Genomic DNA, 12,724 nt, shown 5'->3' on the forward strand with positions numbered 1-12,724 from the left:
GGCGCCCATCGGCACGATGGTGACGAAATCGCGGTTATGCACCGTCCCCGTCCAGCTCACCTCGAAACTCGACCCGGTCAGGGCGCTTTCGGGCGCGCTTACCGTCACCTCGGGTTCGGTGATTTCAATTGGCGCGCTTCCCAACGTCTTGCGGGTTTCCTCGCTGACATAGCGCAATTCATACGACCCCGTGTCACCCGGTGCGCGCAACGTGCCATCCAAGCGGTCCTTCACGCGGAGATAATCGGTATAGCTCCCCTCATCCGCGCCCACGGGCACGATGGTGACATAGTCGCGCGGCTCGAACGAAGGCTCCCACGAAAGATCGAAGGCAGACCCTGCCAGCGCCTGGTCGGGCCCGCGCAGCGTGATTGTCGGTTCGGGTTCCGGCTCCGGCTCGGGTTCCGGCGTCGGTTCGGCCAAGGCGGTGCTGACTGCGGTCAACGCTTCGCTCAGCTCGCTCGCGTTGTCGGCCGAAAGGAATTTTCCGCCGGTCCGATCCGCGATACAGGCGAGCGACTCGGCATCGGCGTTCTTGCCCAGGCCAAAGCCCACGACATGCGCGGTAAAGCCCACGCCCCCCTTCTCCAATGCGCTGGCCAGGGCGCAAGGATCACGGTCGCAGCTTTCCAGCCCGTCGGAGATCAAGACAACCGTGGCAGGCCGGTCGGTGTAGGCCAGGCTCTGCGCCGCCTGTTCAACCGCTGTTGTCAGGGGCGTCTTGCCGACGGGCGATATGGCATTGATACGGTCCATGATCGCGGCTGACGTGCCCGGGGCCGGCTCGACCAGCGTTTCGATATCGGAACAATCGCCGCGGCGGCGGTGCCCATAGGCCATCAGGCCAACATGACGGTCATCCGCCCAGTTGCCCAGCAGGTCGCCCATCACGTCGCGAGCAATCTCGATCTTTGCGACACCATCGATCTGGCCCCACATCGAGTTCGAGCCGTCGAAGACGATCATCACGTCCTCTTGCTGCGCGTTCTGGTCCTGCGCGTGGGCCATTCCCGCCGCCAAGGCGCCACCGCCCGCCAGCGTTGCCGCCGCAAGAAATGCTGCTAACCGTCCCATGATGTCCCCTGTTTCGTCAATTTCGTATGAGATCTGATGTTGACGTAGAGTGAACCACACAAGCGCGGCCATTTCCAGTTCGCCGTCCATCAAAGGCTTTCGGCTTCCCAAGCAAGGTGGCGATCACAGGCACCAGACGCGAAGGGCCGCGTTCGCAAACCAGCGCACACCAAGCGCAAACACGCCATTTGAAAGAACAAGTGCTCGCGTATAGGCTGTTAAAAAGACAGTTTCGGACCGCAGCAACAGGCTGCGCGACCAGCCGCCCCCGAGCACGAGGAGACCGAAATTGAAGAAACCTGGCATCACTGCGCTGGCTATCGCCTTCACCGCAATCGTCTGTCCCGCTCTTGCCTGGTCGGAAACCGGGCTGACCTATCACCTTCACGAGGCAGATGTGGCAGCCGAGAATTTTGACGATACGCCGCCCGACCACGACGGGGCAATCGTGCGCTACGTCGAACAGGGCCCGGAATTCACAGCGATATGGTCGGTGCGCAATGGCGATATCGACCCCGACCCGGCAAAGGCGACCTTTGCAAGCGGCGAACGGCGCATGGGCCTTTTCATCCCGTTTCGTGATGCCGGCAAGCAGGCCGCTGAGGCCGAAGGCTGGAAAAGTTTCGGGCGCGACCTGCATTACGACCGCTTCGAGGTGTCATTCTCGCGCGGCGACAAGGATCGCAGCGTCGCCGGAATTGAGGCGGTGCATTACGAAATCGGGACAGAAATCGTTTTCCGCATGGGTGACAACCCCAATGGCACGCGCCACCACCTTGAAAGCGACGTGTGGCTGCTGCCCGATCATCCTTATTCCGAGGCGCCTTTCGCGGTGGATCGTGCCTATGCCGACCCACGGCTTGCAGCCGCGCTGGAAGAAGAACTGGGCAAGATCGGCATGGTCGGGCGCGTCCACACAAGCTACGGCCAGCAGCCAGTGGATCCGTCCGGTTCATTGGTCGGTGATGAGCGTAGCGGAACGCACATGGCCTGGGTCACGGATCTATCCGCGGGCGAGATACAGGATATTGCACCCCCCGTCGTGGCGCCTGAAACCTTCGATGCGCTGCGCAAGGCGTCGCGTGCGCAACCTGAAAAGGATTGCGCGACGATACTTGAGGGCGGCACGCCCGGTTTCATCAAGGACGGGCTCGCCCCCGCCGCGCATGCGGCGTTCCTTTCTGGCCTGACCCCCAGTTGCAAGCGTGCCTTCCCAGATCTGGCATCAGAATAACCGGAGAGATCTCAAGATGCGCCCGTTCCTCTCTGTTCTCGTCGCGATTACCCTGGCTGCTCCGTCCGTGGCGCGCGCGGAAAACCGGCCATCCGCCCAGCCCATGACGGAAGAGACCCTTGCCCTGATCGACAGACAGTGCGAGGCCGACGGTATTCCGCGCGAAGGCTGCGGCTGTCATCGCGACGTGTTTCGGGAAACGGTGCTTGAGCGCGCCAAAACACCCGAAGCCGCACGGCTTGCGGCCATGATGCAGGCCGCCGATGCCATTGATCAGATGGAAATGGCAAAAATCTTGCAAGAGGCCGGCCGGCAAACTTTGAACGAGGCGGCGCAGCTTTTGATAGCGGCCCAGCGCGGTCTCGAAGGCTGCGACGATGCCGCCGAGGAGGCACAGCGCAAGGCCGAGCGGGCGGTGGACCTTCCCGAGGGCGACGATCCAAAAACGCGTTTCGTGCGAAATTGTGCGGCCAAGAACGGCCGGGTGGGTGTTTGCACCTGCGTGGCCGACGCGCTGCTTGAGAACCTGTCTCCGCTTGAACTGGAACTGATGGTCGACCTTCAGGATGCCGACGCACGCGGCGATGATGCCATGGCCAGCCTGGCAGAAGAGCGCGGCATGACCGTCGAAGAGGCCGAAAAGGGTCTGATGATGATGTCTGGCCGGATCAGCGCGGCGATGATGGCCATCAACCCGATGGCCTGTGCAATGGTGGCCCGATGAGAACGGTTGCAATCGTCCTGGCGCTCGTTTTCGCGGGCGGCACCGCCAAGGCGCATGGCTACGAAGAGCTTGCGCCCCTCGACCCCGAGCTACGCGGCGCGCTTATTTCGGTTCTCGAGGAAGCGGTCGCAGATGCCCGCCCCGCCCTCGGCGAAAGCGGTGATGGCGGGCCGATCGAGGCCCTGCTGGACGGGTTTGACGATGCGACGCTCGCCGAGATGATGGCGCAGATCCGGGCGCGCGCCGGCGTCTCGGACCCTGCGCGCCTTCCCGATAGCGTGATACTTCCGCTGTTTTACGACCTTGGCACTTTCCTGAACCACTACGAAACGCACGAGCACGGTAAAGACGAGGCCGCACACGATTACCGCCGCCTCAGAGAGTTGTTGAGGGAGGTCCAATGATGCGCGCATCGGTCGTTCCCGCGCTGGCAACCATGCTTGCACTTCTGAGCGGGGAAGGTTTGCAGGCCGCGGGGCCAAAGGACGAGCCATGGATTTTCGTCGTTCATGACGGCGATACGCTTTTGCCCGAGGATGCCGATCGTGTCGCGGCGGTGAAGGATCCGTCGGCGCAGCGTGAACTGGAGAAGAAAATCAAGGCAGGGTACCGCAAGCGCGGGGCAAAGAAGCCCGAAGATTTAAAGTATCATGAGCTTATGGGCAACTATCAGCCCTGGGAGGCACCGGTCGACCACCCGAGCGACTTTTACGATTGGATAGCCGCTCACAGCCGCGCATATGAGGACGTAGAGGGATGTTTCGGGGCGCATCTCAAACCCGAGGCCATGACCCTTTCGGAGCGCACGTTCGATTTGGCGTTCGACTGGATGCTTGGCCGCGGCTTTACCAACGATGTGCTCTACCCTCGCCCGCACGGCAAACAGGTTCAACGGATAATGGGGTTCACCCGCGAATTGCCGGGAAAGGCCAACTACCTGACCTGCAAGCCGAGCGGTTTTTTCTCGGTCGCGAAGACAGGCAAGCTATCGGCCAACAGGATCGAGGTCGGACCGGGAGCAAACGACCTGGTAAAGCGGATGCCGACATTTCATCTTTCCGCCGCGCACGAACTTGCCCACCTGGTACAGAACAACACAGCACCGGGCGCGAAAAGCGCCAGCATCGCCCATCGCAAGGCGTCGAACGCCCGCTGGATAACCGAAGGGGCGGCTGACGCGATCGGCGTCCTGCACGCCCGCGACCACCACGGCGGCAAGTCTTATTTCGGGCCCTATTCCGACAAGTATTACCGCCGCTTTTTCCTATCGCGCGCCTATAACGTACCGCTTAACAAGCCCCATTCAGAACAATCCAGGGCCGATTACGGCAGCAGCGGCACAACGCAGCAACAGCTACTGGCCTCGATCGAGAAAAGCGCGCTAGACAACCTTGATTACCAGACCAACGGGTTCTGGTTCCACGTGATCGAGCGCTACCTTGACGGGGATCCGAGAGGGTTGCACCCGCTTTACCGCAGCATGACCGGCGACGCGGTGGCACAGAATGCCACCGCGCTGGTCGACCGATGGCTCGACAGCATCGACGGCGGGCTGGACGGTCTTGAGCATGTCTTGCCCCAGTTCCTGGCCGAATACGCAAGCTGGGCCGCGCACAGGTTTGAAAAACGGATGTCCAAGGAAAAGTGGTTGAACCTAGGCTTTAGCGGGTGCCGGGAGCTTCGCATCGCGACGGGCGCCGACAGTGTCAGCACCACGCTGCAACTGGCAGAGTATTCCGGCAATTGCATCCACCTGAAGGTTAACCCCTATACGGCCCTGCTGCGCCCCGACATACAGCTTCGGATCACTGGCCCGAACGATGTGGTCGATGACATTTATCTAGGCTGGGCCGAGGGCAACGATTTCAAGGATGCGCCGGATGCGCAGGACTGTTTCGAACATGTCGAGCAGAATGGCCGGCGGGGTGGTGGCGCGCCCTGCCTGCTGGTGCCGAACGATGGCATGTCCGGTGGGCAATACCAGCGTTTCTTCTATTTTCCCGAGATCGTCCAGGCAGGGCCGCGCAAGGACACCGAGTTCCTGCTGGTGGCAACCTGGGTGCCCGGCAAAATCCAGGATGCGCGGCGCGACTTCCGGGTAGAGGATATAAGGGTCACCGCTTCGGTTGATGTGGCCGAGCTTTCATCCGGCGGGGCCAGCAAAGAACCTGCCACGACCGATTATGCCTCGAAAAAGGGGCGCGCGCCGGTCAGCGCCGAGGGCGAGAAAACCCCAGGCCAGGCGACGATGCGGGACATCTTCATCGGGAATTTCGCCACTATGCCGGGCCTGACGCCAAGCATGACCCGGACAATGCGTCGCCAGATCGAGGGGTCTGTGGCCGTCGTGCTGGATTCCGAGGATGGCGCCAGGGACCGGACCCGGGTCACGCTCTTCTTCGAAGAGCCGCTCACCATCGGACACGAAGGCCCTATCAAGGCGTTTGCCGCCTCGGAGAACGGCGAGCGCATGGGCATACAGAACCCGGCCGAGGAAAGCCGCATTGTCATCGAGGAATATAACGGCGAAACCTTGCGCTTTCGCGGTGTGGCGCAAGTTTGCGAAGGGGGCATGGCCGCGATGATGTCGGCCGGCCAGGGTGCCGATCTTTGCCAGGTTCTTCCGCCAAAACGCTACGAGGTTTCAGGCGTGATCGCCTACCCGACAGCACGCAACACCGAGGCGCGCTTGGCACAGCCGCCGGGCTCGGAGGCTTACCGCAACTACCAGGATATCCGCCTTTCACGGCTTGAGCAGCGAATGGGTATCCCGGGGCGCATGACCGGCACTGACGATAGCGATGATGGCCCCGGCCCGGATGACGGCGGCACGCAGACAGGGTACGGGGGCAAGGACACCCAGGGGCCTGACTGCGATTGCGGCTGCCAGTCACCTGACCGAAAGTCAGGCGATCTTCAGTGCAAACTTCTTTGCGGCAAGGCCTGGAAGCAGTGCGACGCCCCCTGACCCCGTAGGCAGACCCTGGAACGGCGCGATCCGGCAATGTCCAACACCTTGCAGACATCTGGGGGGTGGCCAGCGCCAAAGGCACCTGTGACAATCTTGAGTCTTTAGCTTTCTGTCCACTGGGTATTAAGGAAGGCCACGCAAGCGTGCTTGCATCACGCAAGGATCAAAAGTCGAGCATGGGACATCGAGCAGACGCAAACCCCATCGCACAAGGGGCCTGGGCGCTTTCGGCGCTTCTATGGATTCCGCAAGCATGGTTTGCGGCCTCGTTGATTGCGGGCCTGCTGCAAACGATGACGCCCCGTGAAATGGTCACGAAGCTCGCGATTTTTGCGGTCCTGGGGATCTTGCGCGCCGGCCTTGAAAATTTCGCGCAGCAGCGCCTTGTTCGGGATGCGCGGCGTTCGGTTGCGGTTATCCGGCAAACCCTGCTCGATCGCGAGGCCGCGCGCAGCCCCGTGGATGAGGCCCGCCCCGATTCCGGCGCCTTGGGGGCCTTGCTGACCGAAAAGCTGGACATGCTGATCCCCGCGCTGACCCGATACCGCCCCGCGATGACGCGTGTACGCGCCGTTCCGCTTTTTATTCTCGGGCTGGCTGCGTGGCATTCCTGGGCGGTGGGGCTAATCCTGTTGTTGGCGGGGCCGCTTATCCCGGTATTCCAGGCATTGGTCGGCATGGCCGCGAAACAGGCCAGCGCGCAACAACTCGAAGAGGTTTCTACCCTCAACACGATGCTTCTGGACCGTTTGCGCGCCTTGCCCGACCTTCGGCTCCTTGGCGCCGTTGAGCGCATGACCGCCGATTTCCAGCAACGTGCGGACGCCTTGCGCGAAAGGACGATGGCCGTTTTGCGCCTGGCGTTCCTGTCATCCACCGTGCTTGAACTGTTTTCCGCCATCGGTGTTGCGATGGTGGCGGTTTATGTCGGGTTCCTTCTGTTGGGGCAGATAGATTTTGGCTACTGGACCACGCCACTGAATGCGACCGAGGGTATCTGGCTGTTGATGCTGGCCCCGTCATTCTTCGACCCCCTGCGCGAACTGGCTGCCGCGTGGCATGACAAGGCTGCCGCCGAAGCGGTTAATGACGAGCTTGACGCGCTTGATGCCGGCGATCTTTTGGCGCTGCCCGGAGGCACCACTCCCGCACCGCCCCTGCAGGGGCCGGCGCATATCCGAACCCGGTCGCTTGGTGTACGGGTCGCAAACCGCAGGATCGTTTTCCCCGATCTCGACATTGCCCCGGGCGCACGCGTGGCTTTGACCGGCCCCAGCGGCTCTGGCAAAAGCACGCTTCTGGCCTGCCTCGCCGGGTTGCGCATACCCGACCGAGGATCGATCGAGGTTGCCGGGCAACCGCTTGATGCGGACACTGCCAGCGCATGGCGCGCGCGTCTCGGCTGGTTGCCGCAGGATATCCATTTCCTGAACCGCAGCCTTCTGGGAAACCTGTTGCTGAACGGTCAAGCGGTAGACGAGGTTTCCCTGAACGCCGCCCTGCGCAAGGCCCAGGCCGACGGAATCGTGGCGCGGCTACCGCATGGGCTTCACACCCGTCTTGGCGAAACCGGCGTCGGTGTCTCGGGCGGCGAGGCGCGCCGCCTGCTGATCGCGCGCTTGTGGCTTTCGCAGACCGATGTGATCCTTGCCGACGAGCCGACCGCCGACCTGGACCGGGCAACCGCCGACGCCGTGACCGATGGGCTTCTCGACCTGACGGCCTCGGGGCGCACCCTGATCGTGGCGACACATGACGCCACGCTGGCGGGCCGGATGGATCATGTCATTTCACTCGAAGGGGGGGTGGGCTGATGCGCTGGCTCTGGCGGATCTACCGGCTTCTCTGGCGCGGCGACCGCGTGGCGATGCGGCGCGGTCTTGCCCTTTCGGTCGCGGTTCTGGTTGCGGGCGTGGCGCTGCTGGGCCTGTCGGGATGGTTCATCACCGCCGCCGCTGCCGCCGGCCTCGCCGGGGCGGGCGCGATTTTCGACGTCTTCCGCCCCAGCGCCGGTGTGCGTTTCCTTGCACTTGGCCGAACGGCCGCGCGGTATGGCGAGCGGATTCTGACCCACGACGCCACGCTGCGCGCCTTGGCCAACCTGCGCGTGCGCCTGCTGAGCGGGGTTGCCGCGCGGCCGTGGCGGCAACTGGCACGCATGCGCGGCTCACAAGCGTTGAACCGGATCGTTGCCGATGTCGACGCGCTGGATGGCGTGATGCTGCGGCTTGCGATTCCGTTGATTGCGGGCGCGACAACCCTCGCGCTGACATTCGTGGTATTGGCCTGGCTGGCGGCCCCGATCATCGCGCTTTGGAGCATCGGCCTGCTGGGGCTGGGTGGGGCCGCGGCCCTGGGCGTGGCAGCCATGCGTTCGCGCCAAGCTGCACGGCGGGCCGAGGCAGCAATGCAGGCGCTGCGAACACGAAGCATGGATCTGATGCGGGCCAAGACCGATCTCGTCATGCACGGTGTTCTGGAGCGCGCACAGGCAGATTTCCACGATGCAGCAAGCAGGATGGAAACCGCCCGCGCAGAGGTGGATCGCGCCGAGCATAGGGCAGCACTGGCCCTTGCCCTGTCGGCGCTGCTTGCAGCCATCGCAACGCTGGGCCTTGGCGCCTCGCTGGCGCAGAGCGGCATCTTGACCCCCGCACAGGCCGCGCTGGGATTTTTCGCAACACTTGCCCTGGCGGAAATATTCGCGCCGCTGCGGCGTGGCATGGCCGACTTGGGGCGCATGATGGACGCCGCGCGCCGCGTCGGACGGCAACTCGACAAAACCGGCGAATCGCAGGGCCCCGCGTCCGCCCGAGAACGCCCCGCACATCTTCGGCTGAGCTTGCAGGATGTCGGCTGGCGCGAAGACACCGCTTCGGCCCCCGTCCTGTCTGGTATCACGCTGGATGTCGGCCCCGGCGATACCGTCGCCCTGACCGGCCCAAGCGGTTGCGGGAAAAGCACGATACTGCATATCGCCGCCGGGCTTTTGCAACCGGCCGAAGGCCGCGCGCTGCTTGGTGGGCGCGACATGGCCGACTGGAGTGAGCCCGATTTGCGGGCCGAGGTGGGCCTGCTGGCGCAACGCAGTGTGCTGACCCGCGGTACGGTTGCCAACATCCTGCAGCTTGCCATGCCCACCGCCGACGAGGCGGAAATGCGCCGGGTTCTCGACGCTGTGGCGCTGTCGCCCGTTCTGGCCTCACGCGGCGGCTTGCAAGCCGAACTGACCGAAGCGGGCACGGGCCTTTCGGGCGGCGAAACCCGTCGCCTGGCGCTAGCGCGCGTGCTGATGCGGCAGCCGGCAATCCTGCTGCTGGACGAGCCGACCACAGGTCTTGACGGCACGACGGCGCGCGCCGTTCTTGACGGTATACGCGCGATTTGCCCAAACAGCGCATTGGTTCTGGCCGCGCACAGCCCCATCGAAACCGAATGGGTAAAAATGTCGGGCGGTTCGATACTTCGGATCAGAACCTAAAGTCGAAACAAATAGTGCTTTTCGAATATATCTTTGATCTGAGTCAAAGATTTATCTTGGCCAAACCTTACTGTTCTACCCGTAACGAAGCCAAAGGTGCCCTTCGGGGCCGGAGAGTAGACATTATGGAACTCGACGTTGTTGAGCTGTCTCGCCTGCAATTTGCGATGACGGCCATGTATCACTTCCTGTTCGTGCCGCTGACATTGGGCCTGTCGATCCTGATCGCCATCATGGAGACCGTCTATGTCATGACGGGCCGCCCGATCTGGCGCCAGATGACCAAGTTCTGGGGCACGCTTTTCGGGATCAATTTCGTGCTCGGGGTCGCCACGGGCATCACCATGGAATTCCAGTTCGGCATGAACTGGAGCTACTACAGCCACTACGTCGGCGACGTGTTCGGTGCGCCCTTGGCCATTGAAGGTCTGATGGCGTTCTTCCTCGAAGCGACATTTGTGGGGCTGTGGTTCTTTGGCTGGGACAAGCTGTCAAAGGTCGCGCATATGGTGGTCGGCTGGCTGGTCGCCATCGGCTCGAACTTCTCGGCCCTGTGGATCCTGATCGCCAATGGCTGGATGCAAAACCCCGTCGGCGCCGAATTCAACCCCATGACCATGCGCATGGAAATGACCAGCTTTTTCGACGTGATGTTCAACGAGGTGGCGCAGGCCAAATTCGTCCACACTGTTTCGGCCGGCTATGTCACCGCGTCGGTTTTCGTGCTGGGCGTTTCGGCATGGTATCTTCTCAAGGGGCGCCATATCGAGTTGGCGCGCCGGTCGATGACCGTCGCCTCGAGCTTCGGGCTGGCTGCCGCGCTTTCGGTCGTGCTTCTTGGCGATGAATCCGGCTACAGCGCCACCCACACGCAGCGCATGAAACTCGCGGCGATGGAGGGCATGTGGCACACAGAGGAAGCGCCTGCGTCCTTCACCCTTGTCGCCCTGCCCGACCAGGAAGCGCGGGAAAACCATTACGCGATCAAGATTCCCTATGCCATGGGCCTGATCGCCACCCGCTCGCTAACCAAGGACATTCCCGGTATCGAGGATCTCGTCGCCGAATCCGAAGAGCGGATTCGTTCGGGGCTGATCGCCTATGACGCCTTGATGACGATCCGGCAGGAACGCGAGGCGACATCGCCCGAGATCATGGCCACCTTCGAAGAACACGGCGGCGACCTGGGGTATGCGTTGTTGCTGAAGCGGTATGCCGAAGACCCGCGCAACGCGACCGAGGCACAGATCGAGCAGGCCGCCAACGATACCGTTCCCACCGTTTGGCCCCTGTTCTGGGCTTTCCGCATCATGGTTGGGCTCGGCTTTGCGTTCATCGGGGTGATGGCCTATTTCTTCGTGCGTTCGAACTTTGGCAGCCGGACCTATCCGCGCTGGTCGCTTGTCGCGGCGGTGGCGATCATCCCGACGCCGTGGATTGCGGCTGAACTGGGTTGGTTCGTTGCCGAATACGGTCGCCAACCCTGGACGGTGGATGGGGTTCTGCCCACGGCGTTGTCCGTCAGTAACCTTTCGGTCACATCGATCCTTTTGACGCTGGCAGGTTTCATCACCTTCTACACCATTCTCTTCGTCATCGAGATGGGCCTCATGCTGAAATACATCCGCAAGGGCCCGGTTCAGGACGTCGAGGAAACCGAGAAATGGCGCGTGCGCCACGAACACCGCCTGCGCACCCATGATGGGCGCGATCCATTTGCCAACCCTGCGGAGTGAACGCCATGATCCTGTATGAAATGATAGATTTCGACATCCTGCGTGTCATCTGGTGGGGCCTTCTGGGGGTGTTGTTGATCGGCTTTGCCCTGACAGACGGGTTCGACATGGGGGTCGGCGCGCTGCTGCCCTTCATCGCCAGAACCGACGAAGAACGCCGCCTTGTCATCAACACCGTCGGCCCCGTCTGGGAAGGCAACCAAGTGTGGTTCATCCTTGGCGGCGGTGCGATCTTCGCCGCCTGGCCACCGCTTTACGCGGTCAGCTTCTCGGGTTTCTACCTTGCCATGTTCTTGATTCTCGCGGCGCTGATCCTGCGGCCCGTGGCCTTCAAATACCGCTCCAAGCGCGATGATCCGCGCTGGCGCTACGGCTGGGACTGGGCGCTTTTCGTGGGTGGCGCGGTGCCTGCGCTGATCTTCGGCGTAGCCGTGGGCAACGTGTTGCAAGGTGTGCCGTTCCGCCTGACCGAAGATCTGTTCTCGCTATACGAGGGGTCGTTCTTTGGCCTGTTGAACCCGTTCGCGTTGCTGGCTGGTGCCGTGTCACTGTCCATGCTGATTGCCCATGGCGCGGCATGGGTCGCGCTCAAGGCCGAAGGGCCGGTGGTGGAACGCGCACGACGCTTTGGCACCTTTGCCGGGCTGTTCGCGATGGCGGGTTACGCGCTTGCCGGGCTGTGGCTGGCATTTGGCATCGACGGCTACGTCATGACCACGCAGGCGGCTGCGGGCGGTCATTCCAACCCGCTGCTGACCGAGGTTGCGCGCGAAGGCTCGTGGCTGGCAGCCTATGCCGTGAGGCCGTGGATCATCATCGCGCCCGCGATGGGCTTTGCGGGCATGGCGCTTGCATATCTGTCACTCTGGCGGGGTGGCGAGTTGTCGGCGCTGCTGTTCTCCAAACTGGGGATCACCGGTGTCATCGCTTCGGTCGGGCTGACGATGTTCCCCTTTATCCTGCCCTCGTCGATCGACCCGCGCTCGTCCCTGACTGTTTGGGACAGCTCGTCATCACATTTCACCTTGTTCGTCATGCTGGTCGTGACCGTGATCTTCATGCCCTTGATCCTTCTGTACACCGCTTGGGTCTACAAGGTGCTGTGGGGCAAGGTCACCATGGACGAGATCACCGAAAACAAGAACGCCTACTAAGGAAAGGACACCCAATGTGGTATTTTGCCTGGATACTCGGCCTTCCGCTGGCCGCGCTTTTCGCCATTCTCAACGCCATGTGGTTCGAGGTGCGCGAGGATTCACACCTTACCGAGGACGCCGAATAAACAAGCGCCAATTCTTGAAAAACCTGGTCCAGGCGAACGGTAAAATTTGACCGTTCGCCTGGACCACGATGAAGGAAGCTGCCTTCGGTGCGGTCATCACCCCTACCGCTGCCTCTTGCTCCCCGATCCAGGTTCACGGCGCAGCGCCCTCGCCCGATCGATGTCGTCACACACTCACCAAGATCGGTAGTGACCGTGCGGAGTGCATCGGGCCGCGGCCAT

10 protein-coding genes are annotated in these 12,724 nt (G+C 62.5%); 9 read left to right on the forward strand and 1 reads right to left on the reverse strand.

The features are described from left to right. The coding region (locus tag M8744_RS15785; RefSeq protein WP_251419551.1) for a vWA domain-containing protein at nt 1–1,074 on the reverse strand (1,074 nt) is incomplete at its 3' end. A 289-nt stretch (nt 1,075–1,363) separates the two neighbouring features. Between M8744_RS15785 and M8744_RS15790 the strand changes: the two genes are divergently transcribed. The 9 genes from M8744_RS15790 (at nt 1,364) to cydX (ending at nt 12,502) form a co-directional block, all read left to right on the forward strand. After that, nucleotides 1,364–2,308: a hypothetical protein gene (locus tag M8744_RS15790; RefSeq protein ID WP_251419553.1), complete on the forward strand. Its 945-nt coding sequence runs from the start codon at nt 1,364–1,366 to the stop codon at nt 2,306–2,308. A gap of 103 nt (nt 2,309–2,411) precedes the next feature. After that, a complete protein-coding gene (locus M8744_RS15795; RefSeq protein ID WP_251419555.1) occupies nt 2,412–3,032 on the forward strand; it encodes a hypothetical protein in 621 nt (206 codons plus the stop codon). After that, nucleotides 3,029–3,436, forward strand: coding sequence for a hypothetical protein (locus M8744_RS15800; protein ID WP_251419557.1), 408 nt, complete (start codon nt 3,029–3,031; stop codon nt 3,434–3,436). The genes M8744_RS15795 and M8744_RS15800 overlap by 4 nt, the downstream gene beginning before the upstream one ends. After that, nucleotides 3,433–6,000 (forward strand): hypothetical protein, encoded by a 2,568-nt coding sequence (locus M8744_RS15805; RefSeq protein WP_251419559.1) that lies wholly within the window; start codon nt 3,433–3,435, stop codon nt 5,998–6,000. The genes M8744_RS15800 and M8744_RS15805 overlap by 4 nt, the downstream gene beginning before the upstream one ends. 179 nt (nt 6,001–6,179) lie before the next feature. Further along, a complete protein-coding gene (cydD, locus tag M8744_RS15810; protein ID WP_251419561.1) occupies nt 6,180–7,817 on the forward strand; it encodes a thiol reductant ABC exporter subunit CydD in 1,638 nt (545 codons plus the stop codon). Continuing rightward, entirely contained in the window at nt 7,817–9,484 is a 1,668-nt protein-coding gene (locus M8744_RS15815) for an amino acid ABC transporter ATP-binding/permease protein (RefSeq protein WP_251419563.1), read from the forward strand. The genes cydD and M8744_RS15815 overlap by 1 nt, the downstream gene beginning before the upstream one ends. Before the next feature lie 125 nt (nt 9,485–9,609). After that, nucleotides 9,610–11,220: a cytochrome ubiquinol oxidase subunit I gene (locus tag M8744_RS15820; protein ID WP_251419565.1), complete on the forward strand. Its 1,611-nt coding sequence runs from the start codon at nt 9,610–9,612 to the stop codon at nt 11,218–11,220. Nucleotides 11,221–11,225: 5 nt separating this feature from the next. Next, nucleotides 11,226–12,374, forward strand: a complete 1,149-nt coding sequence (gene cydB, locus M8744_RS15825) for a cytochrome d ubiquinol oxidase subunit II (protein WP_251419568.1) — start codon at nt 11,226–11,228, stop codon at nt 12,372–12,374. A gap of 14 nt (nt 12,375–12,388) precedes the next feature. Beyond that, entirely contained in the window at nt 12,389–12,502 is a 114-nt protein-coding gene (gene cydX / locus M8744_RS15830) for a cytochrome bd-I oxidase subunit CydX (RefSeq protein ID WP_251419570.1), read from the forward strand. The last annotated feature ends 222 nt before the right edge of the window (nt 12,503–12,724 follow it).

The organism is Lutimaribacter degradans, assembly GCF_023703375.1.
GTDB lineage: Bacteria > Pseudomonadota > Alphaproteobacteria > Rhodobacterales > Rhodobacteraceae > Lutimaribacter > Lutimaribacter degradans.